Source organism: Nostoc sp. DedSLP03 (genome assembly GCF_034530815.1).
Classification (GTDB): domain Bacteria; phylum Cyanobacteriota; class Cyanobacteriia; order Cyanobacteriales; family Nostocaceae; genus Nostoc.
This window is the reverse complement of sequence record NZ_JAVRCK010000040.1, coordinates 1-20,592: the sequence shown is the minus strand read 5'-3', so window position 1 is coordinate 20,592 and position 20,592 is coordinate 1. Positions and strand designations below refer to the sequence as shown.

Annotated in this window: 16 protein-coding genes, 1 tRNA gene and 1 CRISPR repeat array; of the genes, 5 read left to right on the top strand and 12 right to left on the bottom strand. The window is 42.8% G+C overall.

Annotation, left to right across the window (positions count from 1 at the left end):
• Positions 1-3,447: cobaltochelatase subunit CobN (gene cobN, locus RM368_RS19710; protein WP_322695614.1), on the top strand; the 3,447-nt coding region annotated here is incomplete at its 5' end.
• A 9-nt stretch (positions 3,448-3,456) separates the two neighbouring features.
• Positions 3,457-4,587 carry a peptidoglycan-binding protein gene (locus RM368_RS19705; RefSeq protein ID WP_322695613.1) on the top strand — a complete coding sequence of 377 codons (1,131 nt, stop codon included), beginning with the start codon at positions 3,457-3,459 and terminating at the stop codon, positions 4,585-4,587.
• Positions 4,588-4,718: 131 nt separating this feature from the next.
• Here the strand turns inward: RM368_RS19705 and RM368_RS19700 are convergent, their stop codons facing one another.
• The 4 genes from RM368_RS19700 to lipA form a co-directional block, all read right to left on the bottom strand.
• Positions 4,719-5,174, bottom strand: coding sequence for a Fur family transcriptional regulator (locus tag RM368_RS19700; RefSeq protein ID WP_012407750.1), 456 nt, complete (start codon positions 5,172-5,174; stop codon positions 4,719-4,721).
• A gap of 417 nt (positions 5,175-5,591) precedes the next feature.
• The gene (gene sigC / locus RM368_RS19695) at positions 5,592-6,842 is read right to left on the bottom strand and encodes an RNA polymerase sigma factor SigC (RefSeq protein WP_322695612.1); all 1,251 of its coding nucleotides are present in this window, start codon (positions 6,840-6,842) and stop codon (positions 5,592-5,594) included.
• Between the two features lie 705 nt (positions 6,843-7,547).
• Positions 7,548-8,483: an NAD(P)H-dependent glycerol-3-phosphate dehydrogenase gene (locus RM368_RS19690; RefSeq protein WP_322695657.1), complete on the bottom strand. Its 936-nt coding sequence runs from the start codon at positions 8,481-8,483 to the stop codon at positions 7,548-7,550.
• A 24-nt stretch (positions 8,484-8,507) separates the two neighbouring features.
• On the bottom strand, positions 8,508-9,392 hold the full coding sequence (lipA, locus tag RM368_RS19685; protein WP_322695611.1) for a lipoyl synthase: 885 nt from the start codon (positions 9,390-9,392) through the stop codon (positions 8,508-8,510).
• A gap of 140 nt (positions 9,393-9,532) precedes the next feature.
• On the opposite strand from lipA, the gene RM368_RS19680 reads away from it, so the two are divergent.
• A tRNA-Pro gene (locus RM368_RS19680) sits at positions 9,533-9,606 on the top strand.
• 123 nt (positions 9,607-9,729) lie between these two features.
• Positions 9,730-10,843: a CRISPR direct-repeat array (repeat unit 37 nt; unit sequence GTTTCAATCCCTAATAGGGATTTTAGTTGATTGCGAT).
• 253 nt (positions 10,844-11,096) lie between these two features.
• On the opposite strand, the gene RM368_RS19675 is transcribed toward RM368_RS19680, so the two are convergent.
• From RM368_RS19675 to RM368_RS19665, 3 genes are read right to left on the bottom strand one after another with little or no spacing between them, the layout of a single operon-like run.
• Entirely contained in the window at positions 11,097-11,864 is a 768-nt protein-coding gene (locus RM368_RS19675) for a circadian clock KaiB family protein (RefSeq protein ID WP_322695610.1), read from the bottom strand.
• Between the two features lie 13 nt (positions 11,865-11,877).
• Entirely contained in the window at positions 11,878-12,060 is a 183-nt protein-coding gene (locus tag RM368_RS19670; protein ID WP_322695609.1) for a hypothetical protein, read from the bottom strand.
• A 15-nt stretch (positions 12,061-12,075) separates the two neighbouring features.
• Positions 12,076-13,359: a type IV pilus twitching motility protein PilT gene (locus RM368_RS19665; protein ID WP_322695608.1), complete on the bottom strand. Its 1,284-nt coding sequence runs from the start codon at positions 13,357-13,359 to the stop codon at positions 12,076-12,078.
• 730 nt (positions 13,360-14,089) lie between these two features.
• Here RM368_RS19665 and RM368_RS19660 point away from each other — a divergent pair.
• A complete protein-coding gene (locus tag RM368_RS19660; protein WP_094349008.1) occupies positions 14,090-14,461 on the top strand; it encodes a hypothetical protein in 372 nt (123 codons plus the stop codon).
• 260 nt (positions 14,462-14,721) lie between these two features.
• Entirely contained in the window at positions 14,722-15,834 is a 1,113-nt protein-coding gene (gene wecB / locus RM368_RS19655; RefSeq protein ID WP_322695607.1) for a non-hydrolyzing UDP-N-acetylglucosamine 2-epimerase, read from the top strand.
• A gap of 121 nt (positions 15,835-15,955) precedes the next feature.
• Here the strand turns inward: wecB and RM368_RS19650 are convergent, their stop codons facing one another.
• The 5 genes from RM368_RS19650 to RM368_RS19630 all read right to left on the bottom strand — a co-directional run bounded on the left by RM368_RS19650 (position 15,956) and on the right by RM368_RS19630 (position 20,095).
• Positions 15,956-16,546, bottom strand: coding sequence for a peptidoglycan-binding protein (locus RM368_RS19650; RefSeq protein ID WP_322695606.1), 591 nt, complete (start codon positions 16,544-16,546; stop codon positions 15,956-15,958).
• Between the two features lie 261 nt (positions 16,547-16,807).
• Positions 16,808-17,227, bottom strand: coding sequence for a response regulator (locus RM368_RS19645; RefSeq protein WP_322695605.1), 420 nt, complete (start codon positions 17,225-17,227; stop codon positions 16,808-16,810).
• Positions 17,228-17,377: 150 nt separating this feature from the next.
• Positions 17,378-18,154 carry a Crp/Fnr family transcriptional regulator gene (locus RM368_RS19640; RefSeq protein ID WP_322695604.1) on the bottom strand — a complete coding sequence of 259 codons (777 nt, stop codon included), beginning with the start codon at positions 18,152-18,154 and terminating at the stop codon, positions 17,378-17,380.
• A gap of 80 nt (positions 18,155-18,234) precedes the next feature.
• Positions 18,235-18,981, bottom strand: coding sequence for a Crp/Fnr family transcriptional regulator (locus tag RM368_RS19635; RefSeq protein WP_322695603.1), 747 nt, complete (start codon positions 18,979-18,981; stop codon positions 18,235-18,237).
• 367 nt (positions 18,982-19,348) lie between these two features.
• Positions 19,349-20,095 (bottom strand): Crp/Fnr family transcriptional regulator, encoded by a 747-nt coding sequence (locus RM368_RS19630; RefSeq protein ID WP_322695602.1) that lies wholly within the window; start codon positions 20,093-20,095, stop codon positions 19,349-19,351.
• Positions 20,096-20,592 lie beyond the last annotated feature (497 nt).

The following is a 20,592-nucleotide window of genomic DNA, read 5'->3' as shown; positions in this document are numbered from 1 at the left end:
CTGGATGAATCCACCTCAGAACTCCGTTCATCCACCTTTGAACCGGATGAATCCACCTCAGATACTCGTTCATCCACCTTGGAACTGGATGAATCCACCTTGTCTCCTTGTCCCCTTGTCTCCTTGTCCCCCAGTCCCCAATCCTCAATCCCCAAAGTCGGCATCCTTTTCTACCGCGCTCATTATTTAGCGGGGAATACTAAAGTAATTGATGCTTTATGCGAAGCTTTGGTACAGAAAAATTTACAACCAGTGCCAGTATTTGTTTCTTCATTGCGCGAACCAGATGTGCAAGTTGAGTTGAGTGAATTTTTCCAACCCAAAGAAGCCGAATCAATCGCTGTGCTGCTAAATACTACCAGTTTTTCTCTAGCACGCTTGGAAAGCGAAACACCCCAAACCGAACTTTGGCAAAAATTAAATGTGCCTGTGTTGCAGGTAATCCTCAGTGGCGGATCGATTGAGCAATGGGAGTCACAGTTTCAAGGGCTTTCTCCCCGCGATATTGGGATGAATGTGGCGCTACCAGAAGTAGATGGGCGAATTATTACTCGTGCTGTGTCTTTTAAAGCCTTGCAAACTCGTAATCCCCATTTAGAGACAGATGTGGTAATTTATGAACCAGTGAGCGATCGCATTGAGTTCGTTGCTAAACTAGCAGCAAATTGGGCGCGTCTACGTTCCAAACCACCCCAAGAACGTCGAATTGCTTTAATTCTGGCAAACTACCCCAACCGCAATGGCCGCCTCGCCAATGGTGTGGGACTCGACACCCCAGCAAGTTGTGTAGAAATACTGCAAGCTTTACGTCAAGCTGGATATGAAGTAGAAAATCCACCTGCTCAAGGAGACGAGTTGATTCAACGGTTGACAGATGGTGTAACCAACGATCCCGAAGGTAGAGAATCGCTTCCAGTACACCAAAGTGTTTCTTGGGAAGAATATCAAGAATATTTCGCTTCATTACCGCCAGCAGTGCAGCAAGGTATTACTGAACGGTGGGGAAATTTAGAGCAGGAAAGCAATCAAGAATTATTCCCCCCTGCCCCCCGGTCACTGAACGCAGCCGAAGTGTGCCCCTCTGCTTCTTTCCCCGTTCCCGGAATTCAACTCGGCAACATCTTCGTGGGAATTCAGCCAGCAAGGGGTTATGATAATGACCCCAGCTTGAATTATCATGCGCCGGATTTAGAACCAACCCATGCTTATTTAGCTTTCTATTATTGGGTTAGAGAAACTTTTGGTGCTGATGCTGTAGTTCATGTAGGGAAACACGGAAATCTAGAATGGCTACCGGGTAAAAGTGTGGCTTTATCGAGTAATTGTTATCCAGAAGTAGCCTTTGGCGCACTTCCCCACCTGTACCCGTTTATCGTCAACGATCCTGGTGAAGGTTCCCAAGCCAAACGTCGCGCTCAAGCGGTGATTATAGATCATCTCACGCCGCCAATGACTCGCGCGGAACTCTACGGTTCTTTGCAACAGCTAGAAAACTTAATTGATGAGTATTATGAAGCCGACAGTTTAGATCCTTCGCGTTTGCCAGTAATTCGCGATCGCATCCACGAACTGGTAATCAAAGAAAATTTACACCAGGATTTGGGGATTCAAAACGAAGAAATTTTGAATTTTGAATTTTTAATTTTGAATTCCATAGGTGGCTATCTGTGTGAATTAAAAGAAGCCCAAATCCGCGATGGCTTGCACATTTTTGGGCAATGTCCCCAAGGACGACAATTAAGGGATTTAATAGTAGCGATCGCTCGCATCCCCAATCGCCATTCTTCAGGTATTACCCGTGCCATAGCTCAAGATTGGGGTTTAGACTTCGATCCCCTCACAGCCGATTTGTCAATGACTAGTGGTGAATACTCAATAGTCAATGGCACAGAATGCCACACCCTCGGCGATATCGTCGAAGTCCTAGAAGAACACGCCGCCCTTCTAGTAGAACAACTCATAACTCCTAACTCCTCACTCCTAACTCCTAACTCCCCACTCAGCACTACCCTTAACTGGATACGCGATCGCCTCCTTCCCGCCTTACAACAAACTCACGAAGAAATCACCCATTTATTACACGGACTCGATGGCGGATATGTCCCCAGCGCTGCATCTGGCGCACCCACACGCGGCCGCCCGGAAGTTCTCCCAACAGGGAAAAACTTTTATTCTGTCGATATTCGCGCCATTCCCACAGAGACAGCTTGGGATATCGGGAGAAAAGCCGCTGAAAATCTCGTAGAATATTACACTCAAGAACATGGCGAGTATCCCAAAACACTAGGTTTATCATTGTGGGGAACAGCCACCATGAGAACAGGCGGTGATGATATAGCCGAAGCCTTAGCTTTACTCGGAGTCCAGCCAGTCTGGGATGGTGCAGCACGTCGAGTAGTAGATTTTGAAATTTTGCCCCTAGCGATTTTGGGGCGTCCCCGTGTAGATGTCACCTTGCGAATATCGGGATTCTTCCGCGATGCTTTTCCCAACTTGATTGATTTATTCGCTCAAGCAGTATCAGCAGTAGCAGATTTAAATGAACCGCCAGAACAAAATCCCGTAGCAGATGCAGTTCGCCAAGAGACTGAATTGTGGACAAGCCAGGGATTAACTATACAAGAAGCCGTGGTGCGATCGCGCTATCGCATCTTTGGTTCTCGCCCAGGTGCTTACGGCGCCGGACTCCAAGGTTTAATCGAATCACAAAACTGGACAGATGACGAAGATTTAGCCCGCGCCTACATTAACTGGAGTTCTTACGCTTATTCTTCGGAAAACTTGGCAGGGGAGCAGGGGAGCAGGGGAGCAGGGGAGCAGGGGAGCAGAGGGGCAGAAATTCTTCCTAATTCCCAATGCCCAATGCCCAATACCGAAGCCTTCGAGCAACGCTTGTCTCAAATGCAAATAGTCCTGCACAATCAAGATAACCGCGAACACGATCTACTCGATTCTGATGATTATTACCAATTTCAGGGTGGCTTAACGGCAGCCGTGCGTTCTCTACAGGGAAAAAATCCCCAAACTTATTTTGGAGATAATTCTATACCCGCCCAACCACGCGTTCGTCAACTGAAAGCAGAAATTGCACGAGTGTATCGTTCTCGCGTAGTTAATCCCAAGTGGATTGCAGGAGTAATGCGCCACGGATACAAAGGAGCCTTTGAAATGGCGGCGACAGTAGATTATCTATTCGCCTACGATGCAACCGCAAAATGTGTCGAAGATTACATGTATCAAGGCATAGTAGATGCTTATTTACTCGATCCAGTTGTTGTAGAATTTATTCAGCAAAAGAACCCTTACGCACTGCGTGATATTGCTGAAAAATTATTAGAGGCACACAAGCGCAATTTATGGGAGGATGTAAATATAGGAACATTAGAAGCTTTGAGGAACCTAATACATCAAGCTGAAGCAGTTATCGAAGAAAAATCAATGGTGTAGGAAACAAATATGGAGAATCTTGCGTATTTGCACCTAGCTTTCGCCTACGAAGACAGCACACCCAGTGAATTGGTCTCCCTCAGTTCCTTGTTTAAGGACGCAGCTGCACCAGACTGGAAAAGGCTTTCAGGTAGGGCTTGGAAGTATATGTTGCCCCTTGCTCTGTCTTTATCTATTCTTGGCGCTGTTAGCAGCGTCATGGCACTAGAAAAAGGCGATCGAGGCCCTTCTGTCAGAAATCTACAACAAGAATTGCGAACAGCAGGTTTTTACCAATCTTCTGTTACCCAAGTATATGACGCACCCACCCAAGAAGCTGTGCGGCGCTTCCAAAAGGCTGCTGGTTTACCAGTGGACGGCATTGTTGGAGCAAGCACCCTGCAAAAATTAGAAAATTGGCAAGCGAAAAAGCCCACAACTAGGGCTACACAAGCTAAGAGAACCACTGCTGTAAGCGCACAAGCCAAAAAGCCCAGTACTACTAATTCAGCCAACAGTAAACGCCGCAATCCCAACTACCTTGCTAAAGGAGATGAAGGTGAAGATGTCAGAGCTTTGCAAGAACGGTTAAGAATCGCAGGCTTTTATTACGGAAACGCTACAGGCATATTTGGCCCAATTACCGAAGAATCTGTCAAGCGGTTCCAAGATTCTTACAAATTAAGCGTTGATGGAATTGCGGGCCCAGCAACATTAAGTAAATTGCCGGGAGTTGGCATCGGTGATGGAGAAGAGGCTCCCTCAAAGGTAGTTAATCGAGACAAACTTCGTGTAGGCGATCGCGGTGAGCCAGTTAGAATTGTTCAAGAACAATTGATCCAAGCAGGATATTTAGAGGGAGAGCCAAATGGCTACTATGGCCCTTACACTGCTGATGCTGTAAAGAGATTTCAGGCAGCTAATTTCTTAGCAGCAAGTGGTGTTGCTGGCCCAACTACGCGAGCTAAGTTATATAGCTCAGTTAATACTACTAGCAAAAGCGAATTTAATACCTTAGAAATTCAAACCCGACTCCGGGAACGGGGTTTTTATAAAGGCAAGCTCAATGGTGTGATGGCAGATGACACCAAAAAAGCGATTAAACAAGCCCAAGAATTCTACGGGATTAGTCTTAAGGATCTTAAGAGCGGACGCTTTTAACATCCGCTTTGGTGTCGTTAGTATCAGTTCCCAACTGGTTGCTTGCCTCCAGTAACAGCAAATTACGAACTGCTCAGATTCCATTTATTTGGTTAATTTGAGTAGTTTCGTCTTATTTATCCACCCAAGTGCTAAAGCGGCATCAGCGCCCGTTGGCACTTGGGACACACTGCATGGATGGTCATTTGACAATCTAAAAGGTGAAAACCTTCTTTTTGAGCGGTTTTTGACCCAATTTTTAAAATTGAATCATTTTTAAACTCAATAGTTGAGTTGCATCGAACACAAATTAAGTGATGGTGATGGTGGGGATAGGGCTGGTTGATCTCATAATGCTTATGTCCCTCGCCCAATTCTAATTCCCGTAAAATTCCCATCCTTGCCATCAACTTCAAAGTCCGATAAATAGTTGACAGACTGATCCCTTCACCATCAGTTTCGAGTCGATGATAAAGATCCTCCGCACTCAGATGTTCGCCTTGCGGAAGTTCTTGAAAAATGTGTAAAATTGTTTCGCGCTGGGGAGTTAAACGCCAGCCTCGTTCGTTCAGTTCTGCCTTGAGTGAAGTAGTTGTGTAGACAGTCATACTAATAGTTCTCAACAAAGCTTGTTAGTTGAGAATATAACAAATCTTGGGAGCAATTTGCAACAATCATTGCCTATTGAGAATTCTTACTAAATATTTAAGAACAATTCATCAAATCTTGAGCAAAATTCAAGTAATTAGCTGTAGTGCATTGAATTTGCATACAGCTAATAGTTAGGATACTTGTAACGATTGCATCCCTTGACTTTGAATTTCGCATAAGTTAAATTTGAATTCTTAGTTGCTCCCACCTTCAAGATATCTGAGCAAAGATTGGGGACAACTTTTATACAGTTTAATGCTAATTATTTGCTGTAAGCCGATAAAAGGCTTTTGACCTGGGAATAAAATCACCCTTTTGTCCCTAGTCATTTGTCAAGTGTAATTTTCTAATGACAAATGACTAATGACAAATGACTAACTCAGAGACTCCAAATAGTCGCGGATGAGGTTGCGGCGCTTGGGTTGACGTAGCTTTTGCAAAGCCTTAGATTCAATTTGGCGGACTCGTTCGCGCGATAAGTCAAGAGCGCGGCCAATTTCTGCTAAAGAATAAGGATGACCATCTGCCAAACCAAACCGCATCAGAATTACATCGCGCTCCCGACTAGTCAAATCTGATAGAAGATGATGCAAATCTCTTTGTAAAGATTCTCGCATTAACATCTCTTCTGGAGTTACACTGTCAGTTTCGAGTAATTCGCCTAACTCAGTGTCTTTATCTTTTCCTACTTTGGTTTCCAAAGAAACGGAGCGAGGAACGCGCAACAAAACTTCTCGGACTTGGGTCGGTGTCATCTCTAACTCAGTTGCTAAATCTTCCAGAGTTGGGGTGCGACCTTTTTCTTGAGCAATTTTGCGTTGAGCTTTTTTGATTTTGTTCAACTTTTCGGTAATATGAACCGGTAGGCGGATCGTGCGACTAGAAGTAGCGATCGCCCGTGTAATACCCTGACGAATCCACCAGTAAGCATAGGTACTGAAGCGATAACCCTTAGTTGGGTCAAATTTTTCTACAGCCCGCTCCAAACCTAATGTACCTTCTTGGACTAAATCTAACAATTCCAAACCACGATTTTGATACTTCTTAGCAACAGACACAACCAAGCGAAGATTCGCCTTAATCATGTGTTCTTTTGCTTGGAGTCCTTGGGATTGGACTTGCTCTAACTCTTCTACAGTCAACTTAGCGATTTCAGCCCAGCGACGTTTACCATTTGCCAAAATAGGTCTGAGATCGGATAAAATTATGTCAGCAGTGGCAGCCCATCTTTCCAAAGACGGGCGATGTCCTAGTTCCGAGGTTAGACGTTCTTGAACTTCAACTAACCTTAGATAGGGTGTAATCACTTCATCCCCTTGCTTTGCGGCGTTAGCAAGTACTATCCGCATCCGCAAGTAGCGTTGGACTTTTTGAGCTTCTGAAACCTCTTCATCGCGCCCTAACAAGCGAACCCGACCAATTTCTTGAAGATATAGACGTACTAGGTCTGTACTCCGACGGTTGGTGCTAGCAGCAAAGTTAGCATTGTCAACAGAAGCCAGTTCTAGCTCCTGTAGGTCATCTACCGATAACTCACTGTCATCAACCGTGAGATCCGAGTCCAAAGCCTGGCTAGACTTTTTGGTGTTGTAGGGGGCGTCTGCATAAAAAGATGTTGCTGGCATAAAGATCGTCTCAATGGCTCCAGGTAACAATAGATTTCGGTCAGCTTAGATTTCGGTCAGCTATTCAACTGTTGCTATTGTTCCCGCGATTAACGATGAACTAACATAGTTGAACGTTCCCTTACAATTTTTTTTAGAAATTAACTGTAAGGGTTTTATTAGATACAGAATTACTGAACTTAATCGGCTGCTAAACTTTTGATTAAACCAATAGCTATTTAAATCCACAGCTAGGTTTGCAATATTTGAACTACTTAGTTAATATTTCAACCTTGATGGTTTTTTGATAGTAACTTTTGTAACACAGTATAAACATCCTTCAGTGAATGTCATCTTTATAATTGGCATAGTCACATTTACATGGGTGCAAAAGTAATATCCTGACGATTTAGCAATTTTTTCTCAGGATTATTCAGGTATAAGTAGAACTAATAGATATTGGGAAAGTGATTAGCATTAACGGCGAAAATTCTCTCGACACGGGGATAGAAGATGCGGATAAATTACCAAACACCCTCTTTGTGTACCTACGTCGTTTTGCATGTCAGTCTGAAAGTGCCAACTTCAACTTGACAGACTACTAATTAGTAGTCCATCAAGCTAAGGAAAGCTTGTTATGTAGTAAGCACTGAAATGCTTGATATAAGGACTAAAGTCCTTACTACTAACTTATTTAGCTATCAAGTTGATTTGACAGACCACTAACTAGTAGTTGTACTCTGGCTTGATATCTCGCAACATCAGTTCATCAAGTGCTTGTCCGGGTGTGATTTCGCCTTGAAGTAACCGATAAACTTGCTCGGTAATTGGGACTGCGATGTTTTGTTGGTTGGCTCGTTGCATCAAAACTCGGCAAGTGTTTACTCCTTCAGCAGTTCCTTGTAAATTTGCGAGAGTTTCTGTAAGTGACTTACCACCAGCTAACTGATAGCCGACTTGGTAATTGCGACTTAAAGGACTATTGCACGTTGCTAACAAATCTCCTAGACCCGATAAACCATAAAATGTTTCCGTCTTAGCGCCCCAGTTGTTGCCGATACGAACCATTTCTGTCAGTCCACGGGTAACTAAAGCAGCTTTGGCATTGGTTCCCAGTTGTAAACCATCGCATACACCAGCTGCGATCGCAATCACATTTTTCAGTGTTCCCCCCAGTTCCACGCCCAAGGGATCGGGATTCGTATATACCCGAAAACGATGAGAAGAAAATACTAACTGCACTACTTCCGCAGCCGTGGGAATATTACTGGCTACCACGCTGGCTGCTGGTAATTCCATTTGAATTTCTTTTGATAAATTAGGCCCAGATAAAACAACTACTGGATGGTTAGGGAATATTGTTTGCCAAATTTGTGAAGGCGTGCAGGTGGTTTGGGGATCTAAGCCTTTTGTCGCCGTCACAAAAATTGTCTCTGGAGAAAGGGGGAAAGACTCAACTTGGGAAGCAACATCTCTCACACCAATCATTGAGATAGCGGACAGCACTATTTGGACATCTTTTAAAACTGCTTCGAGAGTTTGGGAACCTTGACGCGACCACACGCGCACCTGATGACCATTTGCAGCAGCGAGATTTGCTAGAGATGCACCCCAAGCACCCGCACCCAGAATTGCAACAGAAAGTTGTGTGTTGGAGTACATCCGCTCACTCATAACTCCTAATTCCTAACTCCTAACTTTTGAGCGTGGGTAGCGTTCCATCAACTCCCTGACTTGTTCTGCATGATAAGAGCTTCTTGTCAATGGCGAAGAAACAACTTGTAAAAATCCGATTTCTTCGCCGAATGCCTTCCAGTCAGCAAATTGTTCTGGATTAACAAATTCGTTTACCTGCAAGTGTTTTTGACTGGGTTGGAGATATTGCCCAATGGTCAAAATGTCGCAATCCACGGTTCGTAAGTCTTGCATGACTTGGCGAATTTCGGCATCAGTTTCACCGAGTCCAACCATGATCCCGGATTTAGTGTATGTGCTAGGAGAAAGTTTGCGAGTGCGCTGCAATAATTCTAATGTGCGATCGTAGTTTCCTTGGGGACGCACCCGGCGATATAGGCGTGGAACCGTTTCGGTATTGTGGTTTAATACCTCTGGCGCAGCTTGTAGAATCGACTCCAAAGCATTCCAATTACCGCATAAGTCAGGAATTAGCACCTCAATTGTGGTGTTGGGTGAAACAGAGTTAACTGCATCAATACACGCTATAAACTGAGATGCACCACCATCAAGCAAGTCATCTCGGTTTACAGAAGTGATGACTACATGATTAAGGTTCAGGCGGCGAACAGCTTGGGCCAGTCGTGTAGGTTCTGTGGGGTCTAGTGGTTTGGGTTTTTTCTCAAAATCAATATCGCAGTAGGGACAAGCGCGCGTACAAGCGGGCCCCATAATCAAAAACGTGGCAGTCCCAACGTTGAAGCATTCACCAATATTCGGACAGGACGCTTCCTCGCAAACTGTATTGAGGGCTAAATCCCGCAAAATTTCTTTAACGTTACCGATGCGCTCACGTCCAGGTGCTTTCACCCGCAACCAGTCTGGTTTTACAGTCACAATCCGCTTTTACCACTAGAGTTATACAAATTTAATCCTAGCAAGCAAAGTCTTTGATGAAGCGATCGTATCTATATAGATGTAATTCTGCTATTTAGTGCAGGTTGTGATATTCTTAATTTACAATGCCATTTTTATGGCGGGATGTGGCGCAGCTTGGTAGCGCACTTCGTTCGGGACGAAGGGGCCGCTGGTTCGAATCCAGTCATCCCGATTTATTTGTAGAACGACAAATTATTTGTCAAATGCTCTTCTATTAACTTAAATATAGCTGACTTTCTTTGAGTCTAACTTTCTTTGAGTCTAAACAGTACCGCACGAAGTCGTGTACTTAAAGGTTGCAATCCCTAATAGGGATTTTAGTTGATTGCGATCATTCAAGTAGCGGGTGATTTTGCTGCTGTGTGGGTTTCAATCCCTAATAGGGATTTTAGTTGATTGCAATGTACGCTCAGAGGTTTCCATCCTGCCATCAACGCAGTTTCAATCCCTAATAGGGATTTTAGTTGATTGCGATTTGATAGAATAGCGATCGCCCCTCTCAAGGAACTCGTTTCAATCCCTAATAGGGATTTTAGTTGATTGCGATTTTAGCTAGTGATGCCTATTTCAATAAGCACACACTACCAGTTTCAATCCCTAATAGGGATTTTAGTTGATTGCGATAATGCCATGTCTCTTACCTTTTGCTCTTTTTTAGTTTCAATCCCTAATAGGGATTTTAGTTGATTGCGATCCGCATTTGATGGTGAAGTTGTAGTCAAAAGAAAGTTTCAATCCCTAATAGGGATTTTAGTTGATTGCGATAAGCGCAGAGAGTCCATCTCAGCCTTGATACGCTTGTTTCAATCCCTAATAGGGATTTTAGTTGATTGCGATTTGAAGCTTTATTAATACCTGAATCAGTAGTATGTCTTGTTTCAATCCCTAATAGGGATTTTAGTTGATTGCGATCCGATGCTGCGGGCACAGTGCCCGCAGATGTTCAGTTTCAATCCCTAATAGGGATTTTAGTTGATTGCGATTCTTTCGCGTCGTAGTCTCCCTTGGTTTTCCGGTTTCAATCCCTAATAGGGATTTTAGTTGATTGCGATGTACCGTCCTTCTTTCCCCAACGTTAGCATCTCAAGTTTCAATCCCTAATAGGGATTTTAGTTGATTGCGATGAAATCCCCCGATTCTCCATCACCCCCGCGGTCGGTTTCAATCCCTAATAGGGATTTTAGTTGATTGCGATACCCTTATCCTTTGTTGAAGCGATCGCAACATCTCGTTTCAATCCCTAATAGGGATTTTAGTTGATTGCGATTAATAATTGGGGGAGGGATGGCGTGGGCCACAAGGGTTTCAATCCCTAATAGGGATTTTAGTTGATTGCGATAAGAATACCCCACCTGGTGGACCGTTCTGGAACGTTTCAATCCCTAATAGGGATTTTAGTTGATTGCGATCGCAGGCGTCTGAAAGCCCTGTGTTATTTGGTTTTCAAGGTTCAACAGCGCGAATGCGAAAATCATAACATAAGGACTGGGAATTGTGCTAACTGTAAATAGCTGAAAGTCAGTTTATACGAGGTGCGCGGATGGTTTCAAGATGCTAAAGCTCTCAAATTCTTGCAGATCAAGCAATCTAGCCATTTTTGTACTAACCCCTTCATCAACACCTACCCATTCGCGCACTTAGCAAAAAAACTAGTCTAATTACTTAAAAGTTTTCCTTAACAGCTAACATCTGTAAAATCTTTTCTACACGATCCAACTCTCCAACGATTCGCCGAATTGGATGAGGCCAAACCTTGACAAGGGTAGGAGTTGCAGAAACCTGATTTAGTTCTGCTTGTTCTGGATGAGTTAAAACATCAATCACCTTCAGAGTATAAGGGTGTTTGAGCGATCGCTCTAACAATTCGTGTAAATTTTGCAGAATGCGTTCAGTAGAACTGCTATGTCCGGCAACAAATAAGCGGAGAACATAGCCTTGGGTAATAGCTTCTTTTTTTTGTACTATTACTGGTTGGTGATATTTTGGCACAGGTTCAGAAAGGTCTAGACGGACAATTAAATCGTGATCCTCCCAAAGCTGGCCAAATGACGAACGATAGGTTGTTAACACCATGCGATCGCACAATCCCTCTTGCCAAGGAGCTGCTTGCCATACTAATTCTCCCGTGCCAAAAACAGCATTTAGCAAAGCTTGATGTCTAATTACAGCCGGATAAGCTTCAGCAAAAGTTCGTACTTGTTGAGTACGCGGATCTAACCAATTGTCAAGAGTTGCAGTATAACAAGGCACTAAAAAGTGCGGTGGCTCTGGTAAATCTAGAATTTCTTGCAAAGCCGAGCACAAATGCAAATGCCATCGACCTTGCTTGCTAGGGTCGATGCAGTAAATTAAATCTCCTCCAGGTGTAAATAGCGCAATGCCTTTAAACAACTGGGGTGTAGATAGTTTATTTGTTGTCAAATTATTCACAGAGGTTAGGGAACTAAAAGTAAAAATTCTCTCTTTTACCTTTTACCTTAGCTATAACCTCAACCAGGATTGCAAAAATATTTGCAATTAGGTACTGGAAGAAGAGGGAGCAGAGGAGCAGAGGAGCAGAGGAGACAAGGGGAACAAGTCTCTCTTGTCTCTCCCCTCTTCCTTGTCTACCTTGTCTCTTCTCCATGCCCAATGCCCAATCCTAAACTCGACCTCGGAGAAACTGCGCCATTTCGTTAGGAGTTGGTGACATTTCCAAAGCAGTTTCTTCAGTGATTCGTCCGTCTTGATAGAGATTCAGCAATGACTGATTCATCGTAATCATGCCGTCAAAGCCGGCTTGTTTCATCAGTTCGCCAATTTCATCATACTTACCATCTTTGATCCATTCTTTAATTGCCTCAGTGTTGATCAAGACATCATGGAAAGCAGCTCGCTTACCGTCAGTTGTGCGACACAAACCTTGAGCAATTACTGCCACTAAAGACTCAGAAATCGCCACCCGCATTGCATCTTGTTCATCACCAGAATAGAGGTTGAGAATCCGTTCAATGGTTTTGACCGCGCTATTGGTGTGCAAGGTTCCCATGACTAAGTGACCAGTTTGAGCGGCTTTTAGGGCGGTGTTAACAGTTTCCTTGTCCCGCATTTCCCCTACCAGAATCAAATCTGGGTCTTCCCGCAAAGCTGCCTTCAAAGCGTTGTCAAATTTTCGGGTGTGCATTCCCACTTCCCGCTGTTTGACTAAGGACTTGCGGCTTTGATGGACAAATTCTATCGGATCTTCAATGGTGATGATATGCTTGGCCATCTCCTTATTGATGTAGTCAATCATCGCTGCCATTGTGGTGGACTTACCAGAACCAGTGGGCCCTGTCACCAAAATCAAACCTTTATGGTGATGACAAATATCCCGAAAAATTGGAGGTAATCTCAACTGTTCCATAGTTAAGATTTTTAGCGGAATCAACCGCAACACCATTGCAGGCCCTTTAAGGGAGCCAAAAACATTAATCCGCACGCGAGCAAATTCGTATTGAGTTGCTCCGTCAAATTCTAACGATTCTTCAAAGCGCTGAATTTCTCCCTCAGTCATTACCTCCCGCAACCAACTCATAAAAGTTTCTTTATCTGTTTCTGGATGATCTCCTGATTGAATTTCTCCTCGGCTGCGGAAGCGGGGTGGTTCACCCACACCCAAGTGCAAGTCAGAATATCCCTGATCGTAAGCTTCTCTGATTAACTTTTCTAAAGTTAGTTCTGGACTGCTGTTTTGAGGGCGAACTGAACTAGGTATTGGCGGTGGACTAGCCGGACGATGACCTGCAACAGGCGCATTAGTGCCCCTATCCATTGACATATCGAGTGTTTGTGTCATCTGCCGCTGCGTACTAAAGGTTGGGGTTGGCGGTGGAGGCGGCGGCATTGGTGGTAAATTACGTCCGGCAGCAGAGTTAGAATTTAATTGAGACTGTGATTCTGTCATATATCTTCACATTTGGCAGTTAAAAAGTTGAATTAACGAGAAGTAAAGTCATTTGCTTTGATGACTTTTGGAGAATGCTTGTCTGCAAGCCTTAGCGGTGATAGAAGGCGATTAAAAATCTAGAACCACGGTCAATCTATTTCATTCACCCCAATTGGTATCTTTTATTTCCTAAGATTTTAATACTCAGAATATTTAGATAGATTATTTAACCTATCTAAACTGGTTTAACACACGCAAGTACTTAAAAGACCTCAGCAAACACACAGAGGTTATAAAGTCATATTTAATGCTTTGCTTTTAAAGTAAATATTCTCATGACTTAGATGAGAAATTTATCCCAGGCATGGGCACGAATTGCTAGCAATTAACAGTACAAATACTAGCAGTTCATCTATTCAGGCTGTCTAGGAATTATGAGAAAAACTACTAGTTTTTATAAGAAATGTTAAGTTGAATCGGAGCGATCGCTTGGGGATCGAGGTTTAAAATTCATACCTTTTAGGTTCTATACCTGAAGGTAGATGCAGTAAACAAGTTTTTTTCATAGATAGAAAATAGAGTTTATATCCATAATTACAAAAAATTAACTGTAAACTTTAGTAAATAAATGCTCATTTTCCCAATTAGTTTTTATATACTGAATTTTACTGAAACAATTCAGTTTACTCGCAAAAAAGTGAGATATTACTGAAATTAAAATCTGTTGTGTATTCTGGGAGGAAAAGTCATGGTTTCTGCTCAAAGCTCTAATCAAGGAAAGACCTACTCCTTGTTGATGATTAAAAGCTTTTTAATATGGACTTTTACATTAGCAGTATGTTTGTTGGTTGTGGGTTTTCCACTAGTTGTCTTAATGGCTACGGTCGGATGTCTGTTGTCGATTATCTTGCAATCTGTGATGCCTGTTAGTGCGGTTTTGCTTGTAGCAGGCGCTCTAATAATGTTTAATGTCATGGCAGTTGTATTGGCTGCGGGTGTGCTAACTGTAAAGGGAGTTCATCCTAGTGAAGTTAAATGGTTAAGCTGGCTGCATGGAGAGGCAGACCAAATGCAGGCTACTGTTTACGCTGCTTGCCCTCTAACTTGTGAAATTAAATAGTTATTACAGGTTAATTAGACAAACAGTGCGTCTGCCCGGTTAAGCCGGGTTTTTTCATGGTTTTTATAATGTGAACTTTTAAATAGTTATTACAGGTTAATTAGACAAACAATGCATTTGCCCAGTTAAGCTGGTTTTTTTATATCTTGTGTGATTTATCCATTAATATTTATGGTTTATGTGAGGATTGACCACCGACTATTGACCATAGACCATTGACTATAGACCATTAACTATAGATGGTAAATTACAGATGACTAATGACTAATCAAAAACGCGTTTGCATTATCTTAGGTACTCGCCCGGAAGCAATTAAACTCGCTCCAGTGATTCAGGTTTTCCAAAAGTCTTCAGAATTTCAGTTGCAAGTAATTTTAACTGGACAACATCGGGAGATGGTTGAGCAGGTTATGCAACTGTTTAATATCAAGTCGGATTATAACTTGGAAATTATGCAGGTTCAGCAATCTCTAAATGATATTACCTGCCGTAGTTTACAAGGATTAGAAGCATTATTTAAGACGGAAAAACCAGATTTAGTAATAGTGCAAGGAGATACTACCACTGCTTTTGCCGCAGCTTTGGCAGCTTTTTATCAAAAAATTCCTATTGGTCATGTAGAAGCAGGGTTAAGAACTGATGATATCTTCAATCCTTACCCAGAAGAAGCTAATCGCCGATTGATTTCTCAAATTACTCAGTTGCACTTTGCGCCGACTCCTTGGGCTGTGGAAAATTTGCACCGTTCTGGTGTTTTGGGTGAAATTCACATGACAGGTAACACTGTAATTGATGCATTGTTAAATGTCGCTGCAACTCAAGTAGTTTGCGATGTCCCAGGCTTAGATTGGGATTCATATCGGGTTTTGTTAGCAACAGTTCATCGTCGGGAAAATTGGGGAGAACCTCTATTAGCGATCGCTCAAGCCTTTTTACAAATCTTAGACAAGTTTCCTGATACAGCTTTACTACTACCATTGCACCGCAATCCGACAGTGCGAGTCCCGTTGCAGGAACTTTTAGGGAATCATCCCCGAATTTTCTTGACAGATCCTCTAGATTATGGAGATTTGGTGGGGGCAATTGGGCGATCGCATCTTTTACTCACTGACTCTGGAGGCTTGCAAGAAGAAGCTCCCAGCTTGGGAAAACCAGTACTAGTTTTGAGAGACACTACCGAAAGACCAGAGGCTGTGGTAGCTGGTACAGCCAAACTTGTTGGGACTACAACTGAGAACATTGTTGCAGCTGCTGCTGAATTACTCAGTGACTCAGATGCTTACGAAGCGATGGCAAACGCAATCAATCCCTTTGGGGATGGTCATGCAGCAGAGCGCATTTTGCAGATTGTCCAAAATTACATTCATGGGTAAGCAAGTTCGTAGTAAGGACTTTAGTCCTTATTTCTCAAGCACTAAAGTGCTTACTACAAACCCTCAAAACTAGTTTGACAATATTTACTAAACCACGAGATTTTCCAAGGGTGGCTTCTGGTTAAATACCCAGAGCCGATCGAGTTTCGGGACCTACAACACCATCTACAAGTAGACCTTTGCTTTGCTGAAAGCTTCGGACTCGGCTAACAGTTTCTTGACCGTAAATTCCATCAATTCTAAGATTACCTAAAGCTGTTTGCACATCTCTGACGAGCTGACCTTTTGAACCAGGAGTAAGAATCACCGAACCGCCAACACCGCCAGGTCTAGTCACAGGAGGATTGTTAGGTCTATTACCAATCCATCGCGCAAAAACGTATCTACCTGTAGAAAGTCTGGCAAAACCATTTTCATATCGTTCAATTGCTGGAAGTGTTGCGCCATTTGGTACACAGTCCACATACGAGTAGTTGCTGCTTGGGCCAGTACGAACACGTAAACAACTGCCGTTAGTCTTGACATAGGCAGCGGAACTTACTTGAATTTGGGTTACAACAGCAAACAATACACCGACACCAGCAAAAGTTAACCAGGCCGAAGATTTAAGCAGTTTTTTCCAATTGAATTGAGGTTGAGGAAGATGATATTTAGTGTTTTCAGATGCCTCTTCTTGAGCAATAAACATCTGAGAATAAGCAAGATATTCCATAATGCACTCCTTAATATGAAAAAATGAGTACTTGCAGAGAATTACTTGGTCGTTCTCTGTATTTATTCTTAGTATATTTTATATCACTGGATTTTAAAAGTTTTTTACTGATAGCGAAATTAATCAAAAATAAAATTAATCAAAAGATTGTTGCAAAAATGCGATGTCTACGACGGTTTAGCTCGTCGTAGACATCGCATTTTGAAAATAAATAAAATTTAGTTAAAGCTTTTTTACTTAATGAGTTATCCCTGGTTACATCTAAATATGACAAACGTCTTGTTCGATTCCAACTAAACTAGCAACCATAAAAGTTAACTCGTCTAAGTCTATTGGCTTGCATTGGTATATATCATAACCTGCTAATAATGCACGTTTATGGTCATCCTCGAAAGTAGATGCTGTCAGAGCGATCGCTGGAATCTTTCTACCTCGCTTTGCTTCTAAATTTCTGACCTTCAAGAGTAATGAGTAGCCATCTTCATCGGGTAAGCAAATGTCACTAATTAGGATGTCTGGTTTAAAAGATGACATTCTTTTGAGAGCCTCGTCTGCTGAAGCCGCTGCAATCACTTCTGCTCCTTCTAATTCAAAAAGGAAGGTAAGTAATATTCTTGTATCAGAATCATCATCAACAACGAGCAATCGCAGACCTTGAAAAGACATTGATTGATTAGACATTCTTCTTACCGCCCCATAGCTCAAAGACTTGAAGTAGCGATCGCATCAAGTACTACTTATTTGACGCTATTTGATGCATACTTTACTAAATCTTAAAGGAACCAATTAGCAAGTGTCTGTCCGGTTTCGGACATAGTAACTTAATATTGTTTATTGGGGATGTTTACAACGGTCACTGAGCGCAGCCGAAGTGCGGTCTACGCCTATGCACCTTGGCTGATTCCCTAGCAACCGAGCAAATTCGTTTTGGATAACTTGATAACACTCGCAGCAAGTTGCTTCCAAATCCTCCCGATTCAGGATGTTAATTTGACCACGCTGATAGCGAATCATTCCGGCTCGGCTCAGGGTGCTAGCCGCTACTGTCACACCAGAGCGCCTTACACCCAACATCTGGGCGATAAATTCTTGCGTCAACGGAAATTCTTCTGATTCCAAACGGTCAGAGACTGTGAGCAGCCAACGGGCCAGCCGTTCCTCCAATGAATGAAGACGGTTGCAGGCACATGATTGTGTAAGTTCGGTATATATAGCTCGTACATAGCGCAGCAGCAGCTTTTGAATAGCTCCGCCCCGATTGAACTCGGTTCTCAGAACATCTGCATCCATCTGCATTCCAGCACCCGCAACTTGGACAAACGCTTTTGTGGCTGTTGTGTTGCCTCCTAAAATTACTGGGATACCTACCATGCCTTCATTGCTCACTATCCCAACTTCCACTGTCGAACCATCTTCCATAATAGTGACGATAGAAACCACTGCGTGTTGAGGAAAATAGACGTGAGTGATGGGTTCTCCTGGTTCGTAAATAACTTGCCGAGTCGGAAGCGAAACTAACTTCAGGTGCGGAACAAGGCGCTCATAATCATTGCTTGGCAAAGCCGCGAGTAACTTATTTACTTGCGGCTTAAGAGTGTTTTCGCTCACTGAACATTAAAAGAGAAATTCGATCATAATACTTTAAATTAACAGACTTTTGCCAGTCTGTTCGGTTTCGCACATATAGCTCAAAAAAATTTTTTGGCTCGGTTACTGGGCTTCATGCCCAGTAACCGAGCAAATTCGTATTGGATGACTTGATGACACTCGCAAGAAGTTGCTTCCAAATCCTCTCGGTTCAGGATGCTAATATGACCGCGTTGGTAGCTAATCATTCCGGCTCGGCTGAGGGTGCTAGCCGCTACCGTCACGCCGGAACGACGTACACCTAGCATCTGAGAGATAAATTCTTGCGTGAGCGGAAAATTTTCTGATTCTAAACGGTCAGAGACTGTCAGTAGCCAGCGAGCCAGCCGTTCTTCCAGTGTATGGAAACGGTTACAGGCAGCTCCTTGCGCCAGTTCAGAGTATACAGCTTGTACATAACGCAGCAGTAGCTTTTGAATAGCTCCGCCCCGATTGAACTCGGCTGTCAATATATCTGCATTGATTTGCATAGCAGCGCCCGAAATCTGCACAAGCGCTGTTGTGGTTGTGGTGTTGTCTCCTAAAATTACCAGCATACCTACCATGCCTTCATTGCTCACTATCCCAACTTCCGCCGTTGAGCCATCTTCCATAGTTGTGACTATAGAAACCATTGCCTTATCAGGAAAATAGACGTGTGTAATGGGTTCGGCTGCTCGGTAAAGGATTTGCCCAAGTGGGAGCGAAACTAGCTTTAGATGGGGGACAAGACGTTCATAATCACTGGCTGGCAAAGTTGCCAACAGCTTATTTGGTGGTTGCTGAAAGAAGCTTTTTTCTAATGACATTAGAAGTAACTCTCCTTAAGGTAGGTGACTTTAAGCCAACTCAGGACATAGGGAAAGGATTTAAGGATCTGATCCTAATGTCAAAAGATGTATTCGCTAAAGAAACACAGGGACAATCTAGAGGATGAATGAACAAGTATTTTTCACCACATCAAAGCCTTGGAAACCTAACCCCCCTAGCCCTCCAACACTCACAAGGGAATAGGGGTTTAAAAGCCTCTATGCGCTTGCCTAACGGCAGGCTGACGCCAACGGGGAGAGGAATGGAAGCGGGGTTTATAGTATACTTTACAACTTTTCAAACATCTTCTAAGAAAGCTTAAATCAAAGCACTTGTTTGAGTCTATGCCGTTTGTTACATAGAAGCTTAACAAAAACTATTTTTGCTGTTGATTGGCTGATTGCCCAATAAACGAACAAATTCATTTTCTATAATTTGATAACATTCACAAGAAGTTTTTTCTAAAGCTTCTCGATTCAGGATCTTAATCTGGCCGCGGTGGTAGGTGATGATTCCAGCTTCGCTCAGGATATTAGCTGCTTGGGTGACACCAACGCGACGTACACCCAGCATCTGGGAGATAAATTCTTGCGTAAGTGGAAATTCGTCTGATTCCAGACGGTCAGAAACTGTCAGCAACCAGCGAGCCAGCCGCCTTTCTAGCTTATGAAGACGGTTGCAGGCAGATCCTTGTGCTATCTGAGTGTACATACTTTGCACGTAGCGCAGTAACACGCTTTGAAAGGCAGTACCGCGATTAAACTCGCTTCTAAGTATATCCGCATCCATCTGCATCGCACTGTCTGGAATCTGCACAAATGCTGTTGTGGTTGTGGTATCGTCTCCTAAAATTACTGGGATACCCACCATGCCTTCATTACTTACCAAACCAACTTCCACAGTCGAGCCATCTTCCATAGTAGTGATTATAGAAACCACTGCTTTATTAGGAAAATAGACCTGTGTAATGGGTTCGCCTGGTTCGTAAAGGACTTTCTGAAATGGGAGCGAAACCAGCTTTAGATGCGGGACAAGGCGTTCATAGTCACTAGGTGGCAGAACTGCCAGCAGCTTATTTGCTGGTTGCTCAAGGATATTTTTGTCTAATGACATTGAAATTTTCCTGAATGTAACCGTCTCTAGAAAAGACAACTCACGGCACAAGGAGAAAATCAAGAGTCTAGCCTCAATGTCAAAAGGTGTATTTTCTAAAAAAGTTATAATAAGAAATTGAGGTTTTTATGCTCATGCTTATAATATTACTAAATGAGTTGTTTTTAATCAAAAAAATCTAAATAAATTAACTTAATTACATTTGTAGCATTTGCGATCGCACAATTAAATGAAATTATGTCCGCTAATAATATTGCTATAGACACGAGCATCCTTGGAAGCGATCGCAGCAAAAAATTCCTAATTATACAAGTCATTAAAACCTAAATCTTTTTCATGGCTACAAATGTTTTTAGTCCCAACTAGCCTTGGTATATTTTTATTATCTGAAAAAGAAGATACTTAGAAATCACCAGATTAATATGAATATTTATTAAGACTTAATCCTAGGGCGTGTCATCAATTGAGCCAAATGACAGAAGCAGCCAGATAAATTG